At 71.1% G+C, this 22,292-nt stretch carries 23 protein-coding genes and 1 tRNA gene; 17 read left to right on the top strand and 7 right to left on the bottom strand.

What is annotated here, in order from left to right; genetic code table 11:
• Positions 1–3 precede the first annotated feature (3 nt).
• Both NJE57_RS14075 and NJE57_RS14070 read left to right on the top strand, forming a co-directional pair.
• Positions 4–1,407 (top strand): trypsin-like peptidase domain-containing protein, encoded by a 1,404-nt coding sequence (locus tag NJE57_RS14075; protein ID WP_413464417.1) that lies wholly within the window; start codon positions 4–6, stop codon positions 1,405–1,407.
• A complete protein-coding gene (locus NJE57_RS14070) occupies positions 1,404–1,979 on the top strand; it encodes a molybdenum cofactor biosynthesis protein B (protein ID WP_319029119.1) in 576 nt (191 codons plus the stop codon). Before NJE57_RS14075 ends, NJE57_RS14070 begins: the two co-directional genes overlap by 4 nt.
• A 245-nt stretch (positions 1,980–2,224) precedes the next feature.
• On the opposite strand, the gene mscL is transcribed toward NJE57_RS14070, so the two are convergent.
• The 4 genes from mscL to NJE57_RS14050 all read right to left on the bottom strand — a co-directional run bounded on the left by mscL (position 2,225) and on the right by NJE57_RS14050 (position 4,435).
• Positions 2,225–2,653, bottom strand: coding sequence for a large conductance mechanosensitive channel protein MscL (mscL, locus tag NJE57_RS14065; protein WP_319029117.1), 429 nt, complete (start codon positions 2,651–2,653; stop codon positions 2,225–2,227).
• A gap of 135 nt (positions 2,654–2,788) precedes the next feature.
• Entirely contained in the window at positions 2,789–3,253 is a 465-nt protein-coding gene (locus NJE57_RS14060) for a hypothetical protein (RefSeq protein ID WP_319029115.1), read from the bottom strand.
• A 154-nt stretch (positions 3,254–3,407) separates the two neighbouring features.
• The gene (locus NJE57_RS14055) at positions 3,408–3,812 is read right to left on the bottom strand and encodes an FmdB family zinc ribbon protein (RefSeq protein ID WP_319029113.1); all 405 of its coding nucleotides are present in this window, start codon (positions 3,810–3,812) and stop codon (positions 3,408–3,410) included.
• Positions 3,813–3,871: 59 nt separating this feature from the next.
• Positions 3,872–4,435, bottom strand: coding sequence for a 5-formyltetrahydrofolate cyclo-ligase (locus NJE57_RS14050; protein ID WP_319029112.1), 564 nt, complete (start codon positions 4,433–4,435; stop codon positions 3,872–3,874).
• A 64-nt stretch (positions 4,436–4,499) separates the two neighbouring features.
• Between NJE57_RS14050 and NJE57_RS14045 the strand changes: the two genes are divergently transcribed.
• From NJE57_RS14045 to glpR, 4 genes are all read left to right on the top strand, one after another.
• Positions 4,500–5,399, top strand: a complete 900-nt coding sequence (locus NJE57_RS14045; protein WP_319029111.1) for a UTP--glucose-1-phosphate uridylyltransferase — start codon at positions 4,500–4,502, stop codon at positions 5,397–5,399.
• Between the two features lie 177 nt (positions 5,400–5,576).
• Positions 5,577–6,836: a gephyrin-like molybdotransferase Glp gene (gene glp / locus NJE57_RS14040; RefSeq protein ID WP_319029110.1), complete on the top strand. Its 1,260-nt coding sequence runs from the start codon at positions 5,577–5,579 to the stop codon at positions 6,834–6,836.
• 9 nt (positions 6,837–6,845) lie between these two features.
• A complete protein-coding gene (locus tag NJE57_RS14035) occupies positions 6,846–7,505 on the top strand; it encodes a GNAT family protein (protein WP_319029108.1) in 660 nt (219 codons plus the stop codon).
• A 120-nt stretch (positions 7,506–7,625) separates the two neighbouring features.
• On the top strand, positions 7,626–8,888 hold the full coding sequence (gene glpR, locus NJE57_RS14030; RefSeq protein ID WP_319029107.1) for a gephyrin-like molybdotransferase receptor GlpR: 1,263 nt from the start codon (positions 7,626–7,628) through the stop codon (positions 8,886–8,888).
• Between the two features lie 15 nt (positions 8,889–8,903).
• Here the strand turns inward: glpR and NJE57_RS14025 are convergent, their stop codons facing one another.
• Positions 8,904–10,616, bottom strand: coding sequence for a bifunctional NAD(P)/FAD-dependent oxidoreductase/class I SAM-dependent methyltransferase (locus NJE57_RS14025; protein ID WP_319029106.1), 1,713 nt, complete (start codon positions 10,614–10,616; stop codon positions 8,904–8,906).
• Between the two features lie 67 nt (positions 10,617–10,683).
• Here NJE57_RS14025 and NJE57_RS14020 point away from each other — a divergent pair, with 67 nt between their 5' ends.
• From NJE57_RS14020 to NJE57_RS13980, 9 genes are all read left to right on the top strand, one after another.
• On the top strand, positions 10,684–11,241 hold the full coding sequence (locus tag NJE57_RS14020; RefSeq protein ID WP_319029105.1) for an XRE family transcriptional regulator: 558 nt from the start codon (positions 10,684–10,686) through the stop codon (positions 11,239–11,241).
• 118 nt (positions 11,242–11,359) lie between these two features.
• Positions 11,360–11,432 (top strand) — tRNA-Ala (locus tag NJE57_RS14015).
• A gap of 71 nt (positions 11,433–11,503) precedes the next feature.
• Positions 11,504–11,866 (top strand): DMT family transporter, encoded by a 363-nt coding sequence (locus NJE57_RS14010; RefSeq protein WP_319029104.1) that lies wholly within the window; start codon positions 11,504–11,506, stop codon positions 11,864–11,866.
• Positions 11,866–12,183 (top strand): DMT family transporter, encoded by a 318-nt coding sequence (locus tag NJE57_RS14005; protein ID WP_319029103.1) that lies wholly within the window; start codon positions 11,866–11,868, stop codon positions 12,181–12,183. Before NJE57_RS14010 ends, NJE57_RS14005 begins: the two co-directional genes overlap by 1 nt.
• 79 nt (positions 12,184–12,262) lie before the next feature.
• Positions 12,263–13,789 carry an MFS transporter gene (locus tag NJE57_RS14000; protein WP_319029102.1) on the top strand — a complete coding sequence of 509 codons (1,527 nt, stop codon included), beginning with the start codon at positions 12,263–12,265 and terminating at the stop codon, positions 13,787–13,789.
• A 28-nt stretch (positions 13,790–13,817) separates the two neighbouring features.
• The gene (locus NJE57_RS13995; RefSeq protein ID WP_319029101.1) at positions 13,818–14,108 is read left to right on the top strand and encodes a SelT/SelW/SelH family protein; all 291 of its coding nucleotides are present in this window, start codon (positions 13,818–13,820) and stop codon (positions 14,106–14,108) included.
• A 107-nt stretch (positions 14,109–14,215) separates the two neighbouring features.
• The gene (locus NJE57_RS13990) at positions 14,216–15,427 is read left to right on the top strand and encodes an NADH:flavin oxidoreductase (RefSeq protein ID WP_319029099.1); all 1,212 of its coding nucleotides are present in this window, start codon (positions 14,216–14,218) and stop codon (positions 15,425–15,427) included.
• 128 nt (positions 15,428–15,555) lie between these two features.
• On the top strand, positions 15,556–16,419 hold the full coding sequence (locus NJE57_RS13985; protein ID WP_319029098.1) for an SDR family oxidoreductase: 864 nt from the start codon (positions 15,556–15,558) through the stop codon (positions 16,417–16,419).
• A 5-nt stretch (positions 16,420–16,424) separates the two neighbouring features.
• Positions 16,425–16,823: a DoxX family protein gene (locus NJE57_RS13980; RefSeq protein ID WP_319029097.1), complete on the top strand. Its 399-nt coding sequence runs from the start codon at positions 16,425–16,427 to the stop codon at positions 16,821–16,823.
• Positions 16,824–16,958: 135 nt separating this feature from the next.
• Here the strand turns inward: NJE57_RS13980 and NJE57_RS13975 are convergent, their stop codons facing one another.
• Positions 16,959–18,470, bottom strand: coding sequence for a dolichyl-phosphate-mannose--protein mannosyltransferase (locus NJE57_RS13975; protein WP_319029095.1), 1,512 nt, complete (start codon positions 18,468–18,470; stop codon positions 16,959–16,961).
• 69 nt (positions 18,471–18,539) lie between these two features.
• Here NJE57_RS13975 and rsmI point away from each other — a divergent pair, with 69 nt between their 5' ends.
• A complete protein-coding gene (gene rsmI / locus NJE57_RS13970; RefSeq protein ID WP_319029351.1) occupies positions 18,540–19,376 on the top strand; it encodes a 16S rRNA (cytidine(1402)-2'-O)-methyltransferase in 837 nt (278 codons plus the stop codon).
• Between the two features lie 7 nt (positions 19,377–19,383).
• Here the strand turns inward: rsmI and NJE57_RS13965 are convergent, their stop codons facing one another.
• A complete protein-coding gene (locus tag NJE57_RS13965; RefSeq protein WP_319029093.1) occupies positions 19,384–20,604 on the bottom strand; it encodes an aminodeoxychorismate synthase component I in 1,221 nt (406 codons plus the stop codon).
• 81 nt (positions 20,605–20,685) lie between these two features.
• Here NJE57_RS13965 and NJE57_RS13960 point away from each other — a divergent pair, with 81 nt between their 5' ends.
• On the top strand, positions 20,686–22,242 hold the full coding sequence (locus tag NJE57_RS13960; RefSeq protein WP_319029091.1) for a BCCT family transporter: 1,557 nt from the start codon (positions 20,686–20,688) through the stop codon (positions 22,240–22,242).
• The last annotated feature ends 50 nt before the right edge of the window (positions 22,243–22,292 follow it).

Raw genomic sequence — 22,292 nt, 5'->3', positions numbered from 1 at the left:
AGTATGGAGAACGAGAATGATCGGGGCACGGGTGGTCCCGGGCCCGGAGACGAATGGGCATCTGGTGCGGGAGCGGGGCCGGGAGGGTTCGGTCAGCGGCCGGCGGGGGGGAACCCCTATGGGGCCGGACAACCGAACCCCGGACAACCAACCCCCGGGCAACCGAACCCCGGGGAGCCGAACCCCGGACAACCGGGCCAGTACGGTCACGTCCAGCCCGGCCAGGGCTGGGGCGCACCGGGGCAGCCGAACCAGAGCTGGGGCGAGCCGGGGCAACCGACCACGGCGTACCCCCCACAACCCGGATACGGCGCCGGCGATCCCGGGGCCCCCGCGCCCAGGAAGTCCGGCCGCGGCCTGTTGGCCGCCGGCCTTGTGGCGGCCATGCTCGTCGCGGGAGGCCTGGGCGGGTGGATCGGCGCCTCGGTGGCCGGAGGGGGCGACGGCCCGAGGTTGTCGTCGCCGCTCAGCGTCGCTCAGCCCGAGGGGCAGGCCCCGGACGGCACCGTCGAGGCGGTGGCGGACAAGGTCCTCCCGAGTGTGGTCTCGATCGACGTCCGCGCGCAGACCGGGCGTGGTGAGGGTTCCGGGGTGGTGTTGACCCAGGACGGTCTGATCATCACCAACAGCCACGTGATCGCGATGGCGACGGCCGGCGGCCAGATCGAGGTGCGGTTCAACGACGGGTCCAGGGCTCCCGCGACCGTCATCGGCACCGACCCCGCCACGGACATCGCGGTGATCCGGGCGGACACCGACCGGCCGCTCACCCCGATCGCCCTGGGTACCTCCGCGAACCTCGAGGAGGGGCAGGCGGTGGCAGCGGTGGGCTCCCCGCTCGGACTGTCCGGGACGGTGACGACGGGCATCGTGTCCGCGCTCGACCGCCCGGTGCGGGCGGGTGGTGCGCAGTCGGATCAGAACACTGTGATCGACGCCATTCAGACCGACGCCGCGGTGAACCCGGGTAACTCCGGCGGAGCACTGGTCAACATGAACGGGGAGCTGGTCGGCATCAACTCGGCCATCGCCTCGCTCGGTTCGGGGAACTCCGGATCGATCGGCCTGGGGTTCGCGATCCCGGTGGACCAGGCCCGGCGCATCGCGGACCAGCTGATCAAGCAGGGCTTCGCCACCCGCGCGGTCCTCGGGGTCTCGGTGAGCGACCAGCCCGACATCGAAGGAGCGCTAGTGCGCTCCACCGAGGTGGGGGGTCCCGCCGAGCAGGCGGGCATCGAGGAGGGCGCGGTCATCACCAAGGTCGGGGACCGGCTGATCGAGGGTGGCGACGCCCTGGTCGCCGCAATCCGATCCCAGGCGCCGGGGGAGACGATCTCCGTCACCTATGCTGCTCGTGTGGGCGAACAGCCGACGACTGTCGACGTGGTACTGGGAGAGGCGAGATGAGCACCAGATTCGACCCGAGGTCGCTGCCCGGTGGACGCCGGATCCAGACCGAGGTGGAGTTCGATCCCTCGGCCGCCGCGCCGGCGGACACCCCCATCGCCGGCCGCGCGATGGTCGTGGTGGTCACCGACCGGATGGACCCCCGCGAGGACTCGATCGGCCCGTTGGTCACCGAGCTGCTCGAGGAGGAGGGTTTCCTGGTGGGCGGGGTCGTCGGCGTGGCCTCCGACGAATCGGAGGTCCGCAAGGCTCTCGAGACCGCTGTGGTCGGCGGCTTCGACTTCGTCGTGACCGTCGGGGGCACCGGTGTCGGCCCCCGGGACATCACCCCCGAGGTCACCGAGGAGATCCTCGACCAACGTTTGCCCGGCATCGCCGAGGCGGTCCGGTCGTCCGGTCTGACCGCAGGTGCGGTCGACTCGATCGTCTCCCGCGGGCTCGTGGGGGTCTCCGGTAGCACGGTGGTCGCCAACCTCGCCCCGAGTCGCGCGGCGATCCGGGACGGGATGGCGACGCTGTGCCCGCTGGTCGCGTACGTGGTGGCGCAGCTGTCGGCGATCGACGAACTGTGACCGACAGGGCCCGGATCGACACGGCTCGGATTGACACGGCCCGGATCGACACGGCTCGGATTGACGAGGTGTTCGGGGAGACCCTTCCGGAGACCACCTCCGATGAGGCCCGGGACCGGGACGGCCGGATCGATGACGACTGGTGGGTGGAGCAACGGCCTCCCCACCACGGATGAGACCGAGACCCCGCATCCTCCCGGGATGCGGGGTCGAGGCGATCTGCGTGCGGTGCGCGCCCGCGGCCCTCAGGACTCGCCGGACGGGCTCTCCGGGTCGGAGGGGTGCGTCAGCGGACGACCGGCCAGCAGGTCGCGGATCTCCACCAGGAGGTCGTTGTCCGAGGCGGGGGCGTCGATCCCCTTTCGCCTGGCGGCGGCCTCCTTCATCTTGTTCATCGGTCCCACCAGCACGAAGTAGATCACCGCGGCGATCAGCAGGAAGTTGATGATCGCGGTGAGCAGCAGACCGAAGTCCATCGTGGTCTCGGGGTTGCCCTCCAGGAGCCGGACCGCGAACCCGATCTCGCTGTTCCCTCCGAGCAGGGCGATGAGCGGGTTGATGATGGCGCTGGTGAAGGCGTCCACGATGGATGCGAATGCCGTACCGATGACCACGGCGACCGCGAGGTCGATCACGTTGCCCTGCATGATGAAGTCCTTGAAGCCCTTGAGCATCCTGCACCCCTCTCGTGGAGACGCGGTGCGGTTCACCACGTACGCGTTGATGTGTTGAGGACTGAGCCGCCGGGGACGTTACCAGCACCGATCGGCGGATCTAGACCTCAACGCCTCCTCCCGCCGGGCGCGGAGTCACCCGTGCACCAGCACAGCCAGCGGGGTACCGGCGGCGGTGGAGGCCAGCCGGGCGGCGTCGGATTCGGGCACCTCCACCAGGATCGACCGGCTGCCCGCGCGCCCGGCGGGGGAACCGGTGACACGAGCGGCGCGGGCGACCACCGCGGGGCCGGTGGGTGAGGCCGGGTCCGCGGTGCCGACCAGATCCACGAGATCACCTGGTTGCAGGAGGTCGGCGACGGCCGGGTCCGCCAGCGGCACCGGGACCACCCGCACGCGACTGTGGGTGGCGGGGCCGGGGTCCCTGTGGCCGTGGTCGGGGGAGTGCCGGGCGTCCGACGGCGAGGCGGGGACGTCGTGGCCGTCCGGGTGCCCCGCGAAGGGCGCGGCCAGGACCAGGGCGCCTGCCAGTGCTATCCGGGCGGCGCGTCGGCGGCGCCATCGACCGGGTGTCGTCGCCGACGCGATGACTCGGCGCATCTGGATCCCCCGTCGTTCGGCGCGCTGCCGGTGAGCGCGCTCTCGCCGCAGACCGTATCGCCCGCCGCGGGCGGGTCCGCGCCGTACGCGGGGGAGAGGGCCGGCGCCTGTGGAGGCGCGTGGACCCTGTGGAGCGAGCGGGGCCGGGTACCCGCTACGACGACGAGGTGGACGACGAACCGGAGGAGGAGCCCGACGAGCCCGAGCCCGACGAGCCAGAGCCCGAGCCCGAGCCCGACGAGCCGGAGCCCGAGGAGCCCGAACCGGATCCTGACGAGCCCGAACCGGATGAGGTGGACCCCGACGAACCGGAGTCGGACTTTCCGGAGCCTGATGTGCTCGAACCGGACGAGCCCGAGCCCGAGCCCGATCCGGAGGCGGCCGCGCGGCTGTCGGTGCGGTAGAAGCCCGAGCCCTTGAAGACCACTCCGACCGTGTTGAACAGCTTGCGCAGACCACCGTTGCACTGCGGGCAGACGGTGAGCGTGTCCTCGTCGAAGGACTGCTGGATGTCGAAGGCGACGTCGCAGTCGCGGCACCGGTACGAATAGGTGGGCATCTGGCCTCCGGGGCAGAGTCGGATATCGACTGGCACTCTACCTGCCCGAGTGCCAGGTACTAAAAGGCGAGGACTCCGCCAGGGGTGATGACCCCGTGGACGGGCAGGTCGTGCGCCTCGGCGGGCACGTGGTCGAGCACGTCCTCCGGATCGAGGACCGCCAGCAGCCTGGTGTGCGGGCGGGCCAGGGCGAGCGACCTGTCGTAGTACCCGCCCCCGCGGCCGAGTCTGTTGCCCCTACGGTCCACGGCCACCGAGGGGACCAGGACCAGGTCCGCCTCGGCGATCCGGTCCGGACCCCCGGGCGGCGCGGACGGCACGGGGATGCCGAACCGGCCCGGGCCCAGGTCCTCCGGCCCCGCGTACGCCGCCCACCCGAGCGGGCCGACGACGGGGGAGACCGGCAGCAGCACCTGCGCTCCGGCGCGCGTGAGCGCCTCGGGCAGATCCGGTCCGCCGGCCTCGTCGTCGTCGGGCACGAACGCGCAGACCACCATCCCCTCCGTCACCACCGAGGCGAGCCGCTCACGGATCGCGCGATCCCGCTCGGCGCGCACCGACGGGGTCACGGACGCACGACGCAGCCGCACCGCACGGCGTACCGAGGACTTGTCCGGATCCATCACACCAGTGTGCCGTCCGCGGTGTGGACGTCGACGCCGCAGCCCGCCGTCTAAGGTGTACGGCATGACGTCCACCGCCTCGCCCGACTCGCAGTTCCGCACCGCGGTCGTCCCGGCCGCCGGCCTCGGGACCCGGTTCCTGCCCGCCACCAAGACGGTGCCCAAGGAGCTCCTGCCGGTGGTGGACACCCCCGGGATCGAACTCATCGCCGAGGAGGCGACCGAGGCCGGAGCCGGTCGGCTGGCGATCATCACCTCCGAACGCAAGGTCGGCGTGATGGCGCACTTCTCGGACGACCAGGTCCTCGAGGACACCCTGTCCGACCGCGGCAAGGACGTCCTGCTGCACAAGGTCCGGCGCGCACCCGGACTGATCGAGGTCGTGGACGTCCGTCAGGACGAGCCGCTGGGGCTGGGACACGCGGTGGCGCAGGTCGAATCCGTGCTGGGGCCGGAGGAGAAGGCGGTCGCGGTGCTCCTGCCGGACGATCTGGTGCTGCCCTTCGGGATCCTGGGCCGGATGTCGGCCGTCCGCGCGGAACTCGGCGGAAGCGTGCTGTGCGCGTTCGAGGTGGACCCGGAGGACGTGTCCTCCTACGGGGTGTTCGAGGTCTCCGACACCGACGAGCCGTCGGTCAAGAAGGTGCTCGGCATGGTCGAGAAGCCCGCAGCCGAGGACGCCCCCTCCAACCTCGCGGCGGCCGGGCGCTACGTGCTCGACCGCGCGATCTTCGACGCCCTACGGCGCATCGAGCCGGGCGCCGGCGGCGAGCTCCAGCTCACGGACGCGATCGACCTCCTGATCAGCGAGGGCCACCCGGTGCACGTGGTGGTGCACGACGGGACCAGGCACGATCTCGGCAACCCGGGTGGGTACATCAAGGCCTGCGTGGACTTCGCCCTGGACAACCCCGCGTACGCCGACGAACTCCGGCAGTGGCTGCAGGGCCGGCTCTGCTCCTAGCCGGTCCGAGCCCCTCTGGCGGGGGATCCGCCGGAAACACGTGGTGGCGCGGTGGCGCCGCGCCGGGATGACACCCTTCGGCCGCTACCCTCTCCCTCAAGGGCCCGGGGGTGGCCGGCAGCTCCGGCCGGACATCGCCCCACGGTCAGCGACATTCGTACGGGAAGGGGACACCTGGTGCGCTCCGTCGAGGAACAGCTCGCACTGGTGACCGCGGCCGCGGTCGCCCCCCGACCGGTGCGCGTGTCGATCTCCGAGGCCCAGGGCCTGCTGTGCGCCGAGGAAGTGGTGGCCGAGCGCCCGCTCCCGTCGTTCGACCAGTCCGCGATCGATGGTTACGCGGTGCGCAGCGTCGACGTCCGCGGGGGCGGTTCCACCGGAGCGGCCGGCGACACGGCCGGCGGTCCGGTCACCCTGCCCGTGGTGGGGAGGATCACCGCGGGGTCCCGCCAGCCCACGCGTCTCCAGCCCGGCCAGTGCGTCCGGGTGGACACCGGGGCGCCACTGCCGACCCTGGCCGACGCCGTCCTGCCGGTCGGCTGGGCGACCGCCGACGGCCAGCGCATCACCCCCACCCGCACCGTCGGCAGTGGTGACTACGTCCGCCGCGTCGGCGACGACGTGCAACCGGGTGACGTCGCCGTGCGCGCCGGCAGCATCATCGGCCCGGCGCAGGTGGGTCTGCTCGCCTCCGTGGGCCGGGCGAAGGTCCTCGTGCACCCCAAGCCGCGCATGTCCGTGATCTCGGTGGGTGACGAGCTCGTGGACGTCGACGGTCAGCCCGGCACCGGGCAGGTCTATGACGTCAACTCCTACGCACTCACCGCGGCCGGTCGCGACGCCGGCGCGGACGTGCACCGGGTGGGCATCGCCAGCACCGAGCCCTCGCGGCTGCGCGAGGTGCTCGAGGGGCAGCTGGTCCGCAGTGAGCTCGTGGTGGTCTCCGGCGCCGCCGGCGGTGAGGCCACCACGAGGATCCGTCAGGTGATGGAGGAGCTCGGCCACATCGAGGTCAACCGGGTGGCCATGCACCCCGGGTCGGTACAGGGCTTCGGTCGGCTCGGCCGCGACGAGGTGCCGACCTTCCTGCTGCCGTCCAACCCCGTGAGCGCGCTCGTGGTGTTCGAGATCATGGTGCGACCCCTCATCCGCATCGCGCTGGGCAAACGTCAGCCCATGCGGCGGACCGTCCGCGCCCGCACCGTGGCGCCGATCTCCTCGGTGGAGGGCAGGCGCGGCTACCTGCGCGGGCAGCTCATGCGGGACACCGATACCGGCGAGTACCTGGTGCGGGCCCTCGGCGGCGCCCAGGGTTCCTCCACGCACCTGCTCGCCTCGCTCGCGGAGGCGAACTGTCTCGTGGTGCTCGACCCCGACGTCACCGCCGTGCGGGCGGGCGACGAGGTCGACGTGATGTTCCTCGCCCAGCGCGGCTGAGCCGGCGGCATGTGGACCGCCCTGACGGCCGACTCGGTGGCCACCCCCGGCTGGCCGATCGAGGCGGGCCCGCTCCGGGTCCGCGGCGGCGAGGTGACCCTCCGGCCGGTGCGTCGGCGTGACGGGCGCGACTGGTCCGCGCTCCGGCTCGGCGAGCGCGACCACCTGGAGCCGTGGGAGCCGACCGTCGACGGGCAGTGGTGGCAGAACAACACCCCCCGCGCCTGGCCCCCGATCCACACCCAGCTCCGGCGCTTCGCGAGGGCCGGGGCCTCGCTCCCGGCCGCCATCGAGGTGGACGGCCGGTTCTGCGGGCAGCTGACCGTCGGCGGGATCGTGCGCGGCGCGTTGCACTCGGGCTGGATCGGCTACTGGGTGGGGCGGAGCTTCGGCGGGGGCGGGGTGGCCACGGCGGCGCTCGCCCTGGGGCTGGATCACGCACTCGGGCCGGGGGCCCTGCACCGGATCGACGCCACCGTCCGGCCGGAGAACACCGCCAGCCGCGTGGTGCTGGAGCGGTGCGGTTTCCGCGAGGAGGGGCTGCTGCGGCACTACCTCCACGTGGACGGGGCGTGGCGCGATCATCTGCTGGTCGCCCGGACCCGTGAGGAGCACGGCCGGGGAGCGGTGGCGGCGCTGGTGGCATCCGGTTTCGCCCAGCGCGTCTGAGGATGTCCTGAGCATCGTGACCAGCGGCGCGCCGCCACGGAGCGGGGCCCGGCCGCCGTTACGGTTGGGATCTCACCGCGACGGTCCGTGTCGGGGTAGACGCTCGAGGAGGCCTGATCGATGTCCAGCTCGCTGCTGATCATCCTGCTGGTGGTTGTCTGGCTGTTCGTCCTCGCGCCGATGCTCATCCGGTCGCGCAACCCGATCCGTCGCACCGGGGACGCGCTCGCACAGACGCGGACCCTCTACTCCGGTGGTTCCGGGCGGCTCGTCCCCAGCCGTGGGCGCGCCTCCGTGGACCCGGTCCGGGTCGAGTCCGAGGAGACGCTGTTCGGGTTGCCCTCCGGGGCGGGCGCCACCGACGCCGAGTTGTTGGACACCGACACGTGGGAGCACCTGCTGGAGCAGACGCTCCGCCGCGAGGCCGCAGGCAGGCGCGGCGAAGCCGTACGGCGCGTGATGGAGGAGCGTCGTCACGCGGCGTCGGATCACGCCGGTTCGGGTCACGCCGGCTCGAGTCACGAGCAGGCCGCCGGCGACACCGCCGCGGAGGAGACCACCTCCGAGATTCCGGCGGTCGTGGTGACCGATGAGTCCGGGTCCGCCGGAGTCGCCACCACCGGCACCCGGGGCGGTGCCTCGACCGTCGCCGCCGATGGCGGGGGCGCGGACCGGTTCGAGCGGGTGGAGCAGCTCGAAGCGGTAGGGGAGAACCGGCGGCCGGACGTCGTCGACGGCGAGCTGGTGGAGACCACCGCGGGCGACCGGGCCACCTCGCGCGCCGACCACGCCGAGGACGCGGCGGGGATCGACGCCGAGGCGGTGCTCGTCCACCGCGGCCGCCGGCGTCCCGCCGAGCCCGAGGTCGAGCTCACCGATGCCGACCTGGATTTCGCCGAGCGCAGGCGTGGCCGCGGGGCCTACGACCCCATGGCCGACCGCCGGGCCGCCGAGCAGCGCGCCCACGCCCGTCAGCGGACCGCCCTCATCCTGGTGGCACTGGCCGTGGTGGCCGTGGTCGCCGCCCTGCTGACCGTCCCCGCCGTCTGGTGGTTCGCCGGCGGCGCGGGCCTGCTGCTCGCCTCCTACCTGACTTACCTGCGCCGACAGGTCCGCCTGGAGGAGAGCCTGCGGCGACGCCGCGTCGAGCGCATGCGTCGCGCCCGGCTGGGCGTGGAATCCCGCGAGGACGACGAGCTCTCCGTGGTTCCGCCGCGACTGCGCCGGCCCGGCGCGGTGGTCCTGGAGGTCGACGACGAGGACCCGGCCTTCGACACGCTGGACACCATCGACCGCGAGCAGGACATCGACCCCGGTCGCCGCGATCACCGGACCGGCCACCGCACCGCCCACCGCGAGCCGCTGCGGCGAGCGGTCGGCTGACCCGTCACCCGGTGATCAGGACCGTCGTCGGTACAGGACGACGCCGTCCTTGAGCGTGGCCGTCTGGATCCCGTCGGGACCGACCGCCTCGCGGGGACGGACCTCGGCGAGCACGAGCTCCCACAGAGCCGGGTCCAGCGCGAGCTCATCCACCTCCTCGGCGGGGGTCGGAAGGTCGGGGTGGGCGTTGCGGTGGGCTGTGTGTCCGCCGTGTCCTGAATGGTCCCCGCCGCCGGGCCGCGTGGCCCACGGCGGGAGGTCGTCCTCCGACTCGAATACGTGGGAGACCAACAGCAGGTGGCCGCCGGGCCGGACGGACTCCGCGGCGCGTCGCAGGATCTCCGCGCGGGGCAGTTCGACGGTGGAGTGGAAGAAGCTGGCCGTGACGAGGTCGACGCGCTCGTCGGAGGTCCACGTGGCCAGGTCGTGGGCGACCCAGTCGATCCGGTCGGCCACGCCCCGGGCGGCCGCCGCGTCGGCGCCCCGCGAGACGGCGGTGGGGGACAGGTCGACGGCGGTGACCCGCCATCCCTGTTCGGCCAGCCAGACGGCGTCCCCGCCCTCACCACAGCCCAGCTCGAGGGCGGAGCCGACCGGGAGCGGGGCGACCACCGAGGCCGTGGTGGCGTTGACGGCCCCCGACCAGCGAGGTCCGTTGTCGGCGTACTCGCTCTCCCAGTGCTCGGCGGGGTCGGCGGAGCGGGTGGCGAGAGCGCGGTCGAAGTCCTCGTTGACCAGCGCCATGTTGACAATCCCACCGGCCATCGAGCCCGCGGCCATGGACACGGGCACGGTCGCGCCCGGGTTGGTGACGTTGCCGGCCGCCCAGATGCGCGGGTGGCTCGTGGCGCCGAACTGGTCCACGGCGAGAGCCGTCCCCATCGGGGTGGTGGCCTGCTCGAGGTCCAGGCCGTCGAGGAACCGGACGTGGGGTCGCGCCGTGGGTGCGGCGAAGACCGCGTCGAGTGCGATCTCGCGCCCGTCGGCGAGGCGGACGCCGCTCAACCGGCCGCCCTCGGACAGGACCCGGTCGACAGGGGTCCGCTCGATCGTGACCTCGCGGGCGCGGAGGCGGTCGGCGACCTCGGCATCGAGCCCGCCATGGGTCTCGCCACCGGAGTCGCTGATGCCGGCGGTGAGGAACACCAGGTCGTCGGTCCACTGCCGCACGAGCTGCGCCTGGTGCGCCGACATCGCGGAGGTGCCCAGCACCGCGAGCCGTCGGCCGCGCACCTCCCAGCCGTGGCAGTAGGGGCAGTGGAGAACGCTCGTGCCCCAGAACTCGCGCAGTCCGGGGATGTCGGGGAGCTGGTCCGTCTGACCGGTGGCGACGACCAGGGCGCGGGCGGTCGCGCGCGCCGTGTCGGTGAACTCGACGGTCAGGCCGGCCTCGTCGTCGTCGATACCTCCGTCGTCGACCTCCCCGTCCTCGACCCTGCCACTTTCGATCCTGCCGCTTTCGACCCTGGCCACCGACCCCGTCCGCACCGTCACGTCGTACTCCCGCAGTTCCTCGCGGCCCCGACGGAGCAGCTCGAGCGGGTCCACGCCCTCGTGACCGAGGACGCCGTGCATGTGCGCGGCGAAGCGGTTGCGCGGTTCGCCGGCGTCCATCACCAGCACGCGTCGGCGCGCCCTGCCCAGCATCAGCGCCGCCGACAGTCCCGCGGCTCCGCCGCCGACCACGATGACGTCCCAGTGTTCGTGTGTATCCCTGTTGATCTGCATGGGAGCAGTTCACGCCTCGCATGCGTAAACTGCAAGCAAGTTTGCACTATTGGCAAGGAGTCGGGCGATGACGGCGGAGCTGAAGCAGGTCGGGATGCGGTTGCGGGCGTACCGCCACAGCAAGGGGTGGACCCTGGACGAGCTGGCCGAGCGGGCGGAGATGTCGGCGAGCACCCTCTCGCGACTCGAATCCGGCAAACGGCAGGCCAGTCTCGAGCTGCTGCTGCCGCTCACCCGCCAGCTGGGGATCGGTCTCGACGACCTGGTGGCTCCGGCGACCGTCGACCCCAGGGTGCGGCGCCCGGTGATCCACCGGGAGGGCATGGTGATCGCGCCCCTGGCGCCCGAGGGTTCGTCGATCGGGACCTACAAGATCACCTACCCGCCGACGAGCGCGGCGCCCGAACCCCGCGTCCACGAGGGCTACGAATGGCTGTACGTCCTGTCGGGGAAACTGCGCCTGGCCCTGGGGGGTCAGGAGCTGATCCTGACCCGCGGAGAGGCGGCCGAGTTCGACACCAGGGTCCCGCACAGCCTGTCGGCCGCCGGGGCTCGGCCCGCGCAGGTGATCAGCATCTTCAACGACGACGGGGTGCGGATGCACACGCACACGGCGAGCTCATGAGGCCCCGGGGCTCCCGGTTTGGTCGGCCGACCGGACGTGCTGGTAAGGTGTTCCACGCTGCTCGAGAGGGTGGCACCGCTTCCCGAAAGGGCGGCAACACGGTCCGCGAGGGCCGTGCGGGGCTATAGCGCAGTTGGTAGCGCGTCTCGTTCGCATCGAGAAGGTCAGGGGTTCGATTCCCCTTAGCTCCACACCGTGTTGTCCCGGATCATCGCTCGAGATGGTCCGGGACAACTGTCATTTGTGAGAGGACCGGCGGCCGATGGAGACCGACGTGCGCGGCAAGTGGCTGTTCCTGGCCGCGGCCATCGCCCTGGAAGTGGTGGGATCCCTCTCCCTCAAAGGGGCGCTCGAGGTTCCCGCCCTCTACGCCGTGGTGGCCACCGGGTACCTGGGCGCGTTCGTCTTTCTCGCGCTCACCCTGCGGGCGGGGGTCCCGCTCGGGGTGGCGTACGGGATCTGGGGGGCCTCGGGCGTCGCGCTGACCGCGGCACTGTCCTCGATGATCTACGCCGAGCCGCTGACCCCGCTGATGATCGCGGGTATCGCGGTGATCATCGCCGGGGTGTTGTGCGTCGAACTGGGATCCGGGCGCGCCCGCGCTGGTGCGGCCGGGGCCACCTGATGGCCTGGGCCTACCTCGTCGTCGCGATCGGGTGCGAGCTCGCCGGGACCCTCTCGCTCCGTCTGGCCGTCGACAACGCGCGGTGGTACGCCGCCGTGGTACCCGGCTACCTCGTGGCCTTCGTCTTCCTGTCCCTGACCCTCGCTGCGGGGATGCCGCTGGGCGTGGCCTACGGCATCTGGACGGCCACCGGCGTCGCGCTGGCCGCTGTGCTGAGCCGGGCGTTGTTCCGGGAACCGCTGACGCCGTTGATGGGGGCGGGGATCGTGTTGATCGCCGCCGGGGTCCTGCTCGTGGAACTGGGCGCGAGCGCCTGAGGGCTGCGTCACCGGACGTTGGCATCGGGTTCACCAACAGGCCGGTGACCAGTGCCGCGGCTGAGTACTGTGTCGCATCATGGCGACACGCGCGGGCGAAGGTGACGGTGGTACCGAGGCCCCTTCGACGGTTCAGCGATATATCGACGAGACCCCGCAGTGGCGCGACGGCACCCCGGCGGGTGCGGGCGGCATGACGAGAATGCAGAGCCGGATCTGGTGGCTCGCCTCCGCGGGCAAGTTCTTCGAGGGCCTGATCGTGTTCCTCATCGGTGTCGCCCTGCCACTCATTACCGACTACTGGTCCCTCTCGACGGTGGAGACCGGCCTCCTCACCGCGGCGCCCCTCGCGGGCATCATGGTCGGCGCGACCGCGCTCGGCGGGCTGTCGGACCGGTTCGGTCGACGGCAGATGTTCCTCGTCGAGATGGTGCTGTTCACCCTGTTCGTGCTGGGTGCGACGGTGGCGCCGGGATTCGTCGTCTTTCTGATCTGCCTATTCGGGATGGGCATCGCTCTCGGTTGCGACTACCCCACAGCCCACACGATGATCTCCGAGACGCAGTCGACGGCGTCCCGGGGGCAGAAGGTCCTGTCTGCGTTCGCGTTCCAGGCGGTCGGCGCCGTGGCGGGCACGCTCGTCGGGGTCGCGATCCTCACCCCCACCGACTCGCTCGATTCCTGGCGACTGATGTTCGGCGTCGTCGTGGTGCCGGCGGCGCTCGTGGCCGTCGGCCGACTGTTCATCGTGCAGAGCCCGCACTGGCTCGCGAACGTCGGCCGGGTCGACGAGGCCCAGGTCGAACTCAAAAAGCTGCTCGACCGCACGCCCCGATACCCCTCGGTGGTTTCGCTGGCAACGGAACGCAGCACGGAAGCGGCCGAGGGGCGGAAGCTCGGTTCGCTGTTCCGCAGACCGTGGCGCAGATCGACGATCCTGGCGTCCGTTCCGTGGTTCCTGCAGGATCTCGGTACCTACGGCATCGGCATCTTCACGCCGACGATCATCGCGACCACCCTCGGGGATGTCGACCACAACGCCTCGTCGTCGTCGGCGATCATCCACAACGATCTGCTCGGCGCCGAGGGGGCCGCCTTCATCGACACCTTCCTCCTCGTCGGCATCGTGGTGGCCATCCTGCTCGTCAACCGACTGGGCCGCATGCGCCTGCAGATCATCGGTTTCGTCGGGTGCGCGGTCGGACTGGCGATCGCGGCGGCGTCGACGTACGCCACCGGGACGGCGCAGACCGTGCTCGTCTTCGGCGGCTTCATCCTGTTCCAGTTCATGACCAACCTCGGCCCCAACTCGATGACCTACGTCGTGGCCGGTGAGGTGTTCCCCACCTCGCTCCGCGGTATGGGGGCCGGCATGGCGGCCTCCTTCGCGAAGGTCGGTGCGGTGCTCACCTCGTTCCTGTTCCCGATCCTCCTGGTCGCTTGGGGCACCAGCACAGTGCTGGCGATTCTCGTGGGTACCTCACTGCTCGGCGCCGTCATCACCTGGAAGTTCCGGATCGAGACCACCGGCAAGAGCGTCGAGGACATCGACTCGCTGTTCGGCGAGGAGCCCTCGGTGTCTCCCGGGCTCGCCGCGCGGGACTGACGACCTCGGCTGTGGCACTGTGGGCGATATGCCATCCCCCCGGATCGCCATCACTTTCTGCACGCAGTGCCGGTGGATGCTGCGGGCCCAGTGGTACGCGGGCGAGTTGCTCCAGACCTTCGAGGGCGAGATCGGTGAGGTCGCGCTGGTGCCGTCGACCGGCGGCACGTTCCGCATCGACGTCGACGACGAGCATGTCTGGAACCGCAAGAGAGACGGCGGATTCCCCGAGATCACCGAACTGAAGCGACGTGTACGAGACCTCGTCGCTCCGGAGAAGTCACTCGGCCACGCCGACCGGGTCGCGCCCTCCGACTAGCCACTCGGATCGGCCCCGTGGTGGATCAGTGACCCTGGTTGCACTCAGTGCAAAAGCACTGGCCAAACTGGGTGACCGAGGCCCTAGAACGCGTTATAGTTTCGCCCATGACTCTTGAGCCAGGCACACCCGCCCCCGACGTCTTCAGCCCGGCCCGGATCGGGAACGTGACACTGCGCAACCGCATCGTCAAGGCCGCGACGTTCGAGGGTCGCTGCCCCGAGGGGCGGGTGACCGACGAGTTGATCGAGTTCCACGCCGAGTACGCGCGCGGCGGGGTGGGCATGACGACCGTCGCGTACCTCGCCACCTCACCGGAGGGGCGCACCGACCGGCACCAGTACCACTGGGGCATGGATGACGGTGGCATGCTGCGCAAGCTCACCGACACCGTGCACGCCGAGGGAGCGGCCGTCTCCGCGCAGGTCGGCCACGCCGGCGCGGTGGCGAATTCCGCCTCCAACAAGATGCCGGCGATGGGGCCCTCCCGGATCCCGGCCCCCACCGGCATGTCCCTGACCAAGGCCTGCACAGAGGCGGACATCGACCGGATCGTGGAGGACCACGTCCGGGCCGCCCGCGGCGCCGCTGCGGCCGGGTTCGATGCCATCGAGGTGCACTTCGGCCACAACTACCTGGTCAGCGAGTTTCTCAGCCCGAAACTCAACAGGCGTAAGGACGCCTACGGTGGGTCGTTGGAGAACCGTGCGCGGTTCGCCCGCCGCATCGGCCGGGCCGTCCGCGACGCGATGGGCGACAGGATCGCGGTGACCATCAAGCTCAACATGGACGACGGGGTGCCCGGCGGCTTCTGGATCGACGAGGCCGTGCAGGTGGCCAAGTGGATCGAGGAGGACGGTTCGGCCGACGCCCTGGTGATGACCGTGGGCAGCTCGTTGCTCAACCCCATCTACCTGTTCAAGGGGGACGCCCCCCTGCACGAGTTCGCCGCCACCCAGCCGCCGGTCATCAAGATGGGCATGAAGGTCGTCGGGCCCAGGATGTTCAAGGAGTACCCCTACACCGACGCCTACATGCTCGACGACGCCCGCCAGATCCGTGAGGCCGTCAGCCTGCCGATGATGCTGCTCGGCGGGATCGTGGATCGGCCGTCGATGGACAGGGCGATGGGCGCCGGGTTCGAGTTCGTGGCGATGGGACGCGGACTGCTGCGCGAGCCGGACCTGCCCAACAAGCTGAAGGCCGACGACCGCCGCCGCTCGCTGTGCGTGCACTGCAACCGCTGCATGGCCACCATCTACAGCGGTAGCCGCTGTGTGTTGCGCGACTACGTTCCCCCCGTCCCGGCGCGCGGCTGACGCCGACCGGCATCGGGGCGACCGCCTGACAGCTCCTGGCCTACAGCGCCTGCCCCGCACCTGCGGGCCGCTACGGTGGGACCCCTAGAGGCCCGCTCCTGTCGACCCGGGCCCGGGAGGGAACCGACATGTCGAGGCGACGGATCACCGACTTCCGTGGCAAGACCTGCGTGGTCACCGGAGCGGCCAGCGGGATCGGGCGCGCCGTGGCGATCCGGTTGGCGGGCGAGGGCGCCCGGATGGTGCTGACGGACCGCGACGCGGCCGGCCTGGAGACCGTGGCGCAAGCCTGCCGGGACGAGGGCGCACCGGTGCTGGTCTCCGAGGTACTCGACATCACCGAACACGAGGCGGTGACGGCGTTCGGCGAGGCCGTGGTCGCCGCCCACGGCGCTCCCGAGGCGATCTTCCATGTGGCGGGCAACTCGGCCTGGGGGCGGCCCGACCTGCTCGAACACCGGGTGTGGCGGTCCATGGTCGAGGTCAACCTGATGGGCACCATCCACGTGATCGAGGCGTTCGTCCCGGCCATGATGGCGGCGCGGCGGCCCTCGGCGCTCGTGATGGTCTCCTCCGCGGCGGGGCTCCTGGGCCTGCCGTGGCACGCCGCGTACAGCGCTGCCAAGTTCGGCATCCGCGGCATCGCCGAGGTGCTGCGATTCGACCTGGCGCCGTATGGAATCGGAGTGCACCTGGTGTGTCCCGGCGGCGTCGACACCCCGCTGGTGGAGACCGTCGAGATCGCCGGGGTGGACCGCTCGAACCCCGAGGTGGCCAAGACCGTGGACCAGTTCCGCCGCCACGCCGTCACCCCGGAGGTCGCGGCGCGCAAGACGATCGAGGGCGTTCGCAAGGGCCGCTACATCGTCTACACCTCCCCGGACATCCGGCTGGGGTTCGCCGCCCAGAAGTTCGCCCCGCCGCTCTACATGCTGGCGATGAGGTTCCTCGGCCGCCGCATCACCAAGGCCGGCGAGGGGATCCTGTCGTGAGGGGGATGGACACGCTCAACGACGCCGCCATCCTGCTGGCCCGGATCGGGCTGGGCGCGGTGTTCGTGGCCCACGGGTGGCAGAAGTTCTTCACGCTGGGTCTCAGCCGGGTGGGGGAGCAGTTCGCGGGCTTCGGCATCCCGCAGCCCGAGGTGACCGCCGCGATCGTCGCCGGGGTCGAGCTGATCGCCGGGATCGCGCTCATCGCGGGGATCCTCACGCCGTTGGCCGGGATCCTGTTGGGTGTCGACATGGCGGGCGCCCTGTACTTCGTCCACGCCACCAACGGGCCCTTCGTCACGCAGAACGGCTGGGAGCTGGTGGTGGCGCTGGGGGTGGGCGTGCTGCTCGTCGCCGCCGTCGGGGCGGGCCGGTTCAGCATCGACCGGGCGCTGGGCGGCTGAGCCCCGCGACCCGTCCGACGTGCGCGGGCCCTGTGGTCCGATCCGGACGCGTGGGTCCGGCCCCGGCGTGCGTTCTCGCCGCGCACCCGGTGGGTGTGTGGCGAGCCTCCCGGGGCCTGTGGTCGCGGCGGCGGGTCAGCGCCAGGACGGCAGCCAGAGTTGGTTGCTCCACTCCGTCGGGGTGATCGGCGTCCCCGACAGGATCGGCAGCATGTAGATGAAGTTCGCCACCACCAGTGCCAGGTAGAGGCAGACGATCCCCAGTCCCAGGGTGCGGCGCTGTGGGGTGTCGGTGGCCTTGCCGGCGATCTCGCCCAGTACCAGCGCGACCATCATGACGAAGAACGGCACCATGACGGAGGCGTAGAAGAAGTACATCTGCCGGTCGTGCTGGAAGAACCACGGCAGGTAACCGGCCATGTAGCCGACGAGGGGGAAGGCGTAGCGGCCGTCGCGGCAGATCACCGCCCGCCAGAACGCCCAGGCCAGCACGGGGACCGCGAGCCACCAGATGGCGGGGGTACCCAGGAGCATGATCGCGCGGACGCACGAGTCCTGACCACAGCCGGTCACGTCCTCGCCCTGCTCGACGTAGTAGAGCATCGGTCGCAGGCTCATCGGCCAGGCCCAGGGCTTGGACTCCCACGGGTGCCGGTTGCCCGCCGACGTGGTCAGGGAGGAGTGGAAGTCGAGCACCGACGACTGGTAGTACAGCCAGGACTGGAGCGAATCGGGGAGCCAGTTGTCCTGGACCTCGGTGCCCACCACGTGGCGGTACACGGAGTTCTCGCTGGCGAACCACGGCAGCCAGGTGAACAGGTGGATCAGCGCGGGCCAGATGACCAGGGTGACGAACGCCGGGACGGCGTCCCGCACCAACGCACCCGCCAGGGGTCGCCGCACCCCGTAGCGGCGGCGCAGTCCCCAGTCCCAGGCCACGGTCATGAGGCCGAAGAAGGCGATGAAGTACAGGCCGGACCACTTGACGCCGAGCGCCATCCCGAGCATCACCCCTGCGGTGAAGCGCCACCAGCGGAAGCCGAGGCGGGGTCCGAAGTCCGACAGGTGGACCCGGTCCGCGAGGGCGGCCCGGTGCATGCGGCCGCGCATCTGGTCGCGGTCGACGAGCAGGGCGCCGGCCGCGGCCACGACGAACAGCACCTGGTAGATGTCCAGCATGCCGATCCGGGAGGTCACGAAGGTGACGCCGTCGAGGCAGAGCAGCAGCCCCGCGATCAGGCCGAGTTGCGTGGACCGGGTCAACCGCCGGGTGATGCGCATGACCATGAGCACCACGAGCACGCCGCAGACCGCGGCGGTGAACCGCCAGCCCAGCGGCGTGTACCCGAAGATCAGGCCGCCGAGTGACTCGATCTGTTTGGCGACGGGCGGGTGGACCACCAGCCCGTAGGCCGGGTTCTCCTCGATCCCCAGCTGGGAGATGTTGAAGGACTGCGGCGCGTAGTGCTTCTCGTCGAAGACCGGGGTGCCCTTGTCGGTGGCCGAGTCCAGACCCCAGAAACGCGAGACGAAGGCCAGCAGGAGGATGACGGCGGTGACGATCCGGTCGCGGGTGGTGTCGACCGGCCCCGTGTCCGGGTCCGGAAGCGGGCGGCCCGGGGATCGCACGCCGAGGGTCGAGGTCACACCGCGAGCATAATGGGGTCCCGCCGGGCGCCGGGGACAAGGGCGACCGGGGATAGGGTGGGCCGCATGATGTCCGGACGCGTCGTGTTGGCCGCCACCCCCATCGGGAACCCGGGCGACGGCTCCACCAGGCTCCGGGATCTGCTGGCCACGGCCGACATCGTCGCCGCCGAGGACACCCGGCGGCTGAAGGGTCTCGCGACCGCTCTCGGGGTGACTATCCCGGGCCGGGTCATGAGCTTCTACGAGCACAACGAGGCCGGCCGCGTCCCCCAGCTCGTCGACCGGGTCCGTGCCGGGGATGTGGTGGCCGTGGTGACCGACGCCGGGATGCCGGCGGTGTCGGATCCGGGGTACTCACTGGTCGTCGCGTGTATCGAGGCCGACCTGCCGGTGACCTGCCTTCCCGGACCCTCGGCCGTGACCACGGCGTTGGTGCTCAGCGGGCTGCCCGTGGACCGCTTCTGCTTCGACGGCTTCCCCCCGCGCCGGGCGGGCCGCCGGCGGACCTGGCTGGCCCGGCTCGCCGCGGAGGAGCGCACGTGTGTGTTCTTCGAGTCGCCGCACCGGCTGGCCGACACGCTCGCCGAGGCGGCCGGAGTGTTGGGGGCCGACCGGCGCGCCGCGGTGTGTCGCGAGCTCACCAAGACCTACGAGGAGGTCCTGAGGGGCACGCTCGGCGAGTTGGCCGAGCGGACTGCCGGCGGGGTGCTGGGGGAGATCGTGGTGGTGATCGAGGGGGCGGACACCGTCGACTCCTCGGCGACACCGGAGGACCTTGTGGAGATCGTCGAGGAGCGGGTCGAGTCGGGCGAGCGGCTCAAGGACGCCTGCGCGGCCGTCGCCGAGGGGTCGACGATGACCAAGCGGGAGCTCTACCAGGCGGTGGTCGACTCGCGCGGCTGACGGGCGCCTACCAGGGGGCCGGCCCGCCGCCCCAGGTGAAGGCCGCCTTGTGCACGCACTCGTCCCACTCGGCGTCGGGCTCGGAGTCGATGGTGATGCCGCCGCCCACGCCCAGTTCCACGTGACCGTCGGAGGTCACCTCGAGGGTGCGGATGGCCACCGCGAGCTCGAGGTCCCGGCCCAGGGCGAAGCCGTACGTCCCGCAGTGCAGTCCCCGCGACTCCGGCTCCCACCCTGCGATCAGCTCTCGGGCCCGGGCCTTGGGGGTGCCGGTCACCGAGGCCGGGGGGAACGTGGCCTCCACGAGCGCCTGGTTGCTCGCTCCCGTCCGGGCGGCGACGGTGGAGACCAGGTGGTGGACGCCGGGGGCGGGGCGGACGGCCAGCAGGTCGGTCACGGTCACCGATCCGACGTCGGCCACCCGACCGAGGTCGTTGCGGACCAGGTCGACGATCATGATGTTCTCCGCGATGTCCTTGGCGGACTCCAGCAACCGCGCCGGGTCCAGGTCCGCCGCCAGCGTGCCCTTGATGGGGCTGGACCGCACCGTCTCGCCGTGGCGCACGAGGTACTCCTCGGGCGAGAACCCGAGCACGGCGCCCCAGGGGCCCTCGAGGTACGCGGAGCGGGCAGCGGGGGAGTGACCGGCGATCCCGAGGAAGGTCTCGAGCGGGTCGGTACGGAGTCGGCCGTGCACGCGGGTGCTGAGACAGGTCTGATAGACCTCGCCGGCGCGGATCGCCTCGAGACAGTCCGTCACGGCGGAGCGGTGGGCTGTGCGGTCGGGGGCGGCCCAGTCCGGCAGGCGGCTCTCGTCGTCGTCGTCGTGGTTGTGGTCGTGGTCGTCGTTGTCGTCCTCGCGGTGCGCTCGGCCAGGACCGTGGTCGCCCACCACCTGCCGGGGGTCGGGGGCGTCCCCGTGGCGCGACCACCGGCCGTCGTCGCCGAGGGTGAGCCACCCCGGGGCCTCGCCGCGTACCGCGGCCGGCAGTGGTGGGGCGGCTCCGCGCACGGTGTCGGGAAAGGACCGGTAGACGACGACGAGGCCGTCCGACTCGAGGAACGCGGCGTCCGCCCGGACGGGCCTGAGGTCGACCGACGGGACCACCACCGCCCGGGAGCCACGCCAGTCGCCGAGGAAGGCGGCCGGCGGCGCGAGATCGAGGTCCCGCGCCCGCTGGTGCAGCGCTCTCAGCAGCTCCGGGGCGGTTACCAGACGGTCGGACACCCGTTCATGCTTACACGCACCGGTGCTGGTGAAGAAGTTATTATCTTGCACTCTGCCGGAGTTGTTGACAAGGTTTCATGAATGTCCAGTACCAACCACCAGAAGAGTGACCCAGCAACCCTGCCCGCAGCGAAACCCCGTGCAGACCTCTCGGTGATCATCCCGACCACCGTGATCGCCCTGATCGTGGTGGTGTGGGGAGCGTTCTACACGGCGTCCTTCGAGAACGCCGCAGGAAACGCGTTCTCGCTGGTCGTCGACACCGTGGGCTGGCTGTTCATCCTGGTCTCCACCACCGTCGTGGCCTACACCATCTACCTCGCGTTCTCCCGCTTCGGCGGGATCCGACTGGGCGGCGATGACGAGAAGCCGCAGTACACCACCCGGTCCTGGATCGCCATGATGTTCGCCGCCGGTATGGGCATCGGGCTGATGTTCTACGGCGTGTCCGAGCCGCTCACCCACTTCCAGACCCCGCCGCCCGGGCAGGACCAGCAGTACGACGTGGCCATGGCCACCACCGCGTTCCACTGGACCCTGCACCCGTGGTCGATGTACGCGATCGTGGGCCTCGCCCTGGGGCTGGCCGCCTACCGCTTCAAGCGCGGCCACCTGGTGTCCCAGGCGTTCGTCCCGCTCATCGGGGAGAAGCGCGCGAGCGGATGGATCGGCAAGGTCCTCGACGTGGCGACGGTCGTGGCCACGATCTTCGGCACCGCGGCCTCGCTCGGACTGGGCGCGCTGCAGATCCGGGCCGGTCTCAACGAGACCGGTGCCGTCGACGGCGGGGGCATCGCGCTCGTCGTGGGCGTCATCGTGGTGCTCGGGCTGGTGTTCCTGGCCTCCGCGGCCTCCGGGATCGGCAACGGCATCCGGATCCTGTCCAACATCAACCTGGTGCTGGCGATCTCCCTGGCACTGTTCGTGGCCCTCTTCTCCGGCGCCCTGTTCTTCATGCTCGACCTGATCCCCACCACCGTCGGTGCGTACTTCTCCGACTTCTTCGACATGGCCTCCCGCACGGCCGTGAGCGAGAACGGTCAGGCCGCCGAGTGGCTCTCCGGCTGGACCGTCTTCTACTGGGCCTGGTGGATCTCCTGGTCGCCCTTCGTCGGGATGTTCCTCGCCCGGATCAGCCGCGGCCGCACGATCCGTGAGTTCATCATCGGGGTCGTCCTGATCCCCAGCACCCTGTCGCTCGTGTGGTTCTCCATCTTCGGCGGGTTCGCCCTCTACCTCGAGGAGGCCGGGCGCAGCGTCTTCGGCGACGGCTCACTCGAGCCGCAGCTGTTCAACCTGCTCCGTGAGCTCCCGCTCGCACCGGTGCTCATGGTGGTGGCCATGGTGCTCATCGCCGTCTTCTTCATCACCTCCGCGGACTCCGCGTCGATCGTCATGGGCGGCATGGCCCAGCACGGGGTCGAGGAGCCGTCCCGGTGGATCGTCATGCTGATGGGCTCGTTCACGGCCGCGGTCGCGATCATCATGCTCGTGGCCGGCGACGGTGGCGGGGACGCCCTGTCGAGTCTGCAGAACATGACCATCATCGCGGCCTCGCCGTTCGTGCTCGTGCTGATCGCCCTGTGCGTGTCCATCCACAAGTCGCTCTCGCACGATCCGGCGGCTGACGCAGCGTGATCGGCGCCCCGGGCGTACGGGTGTACGCCCGGGGCGGCCGCCGCGCACGT

This window comes from Dietzia sp. PP-33 (assembly GCF_033790845.1).
Taxonomy (GTDB): domain Bacteria; phylum Actinomycetota; class Actinomycetes; order Mycobacteriales; family Mycobacteriaceae; genus Dietzia.
This window is presented reverse-complemented; position numbering and strand designations above follow the sequence as displayed.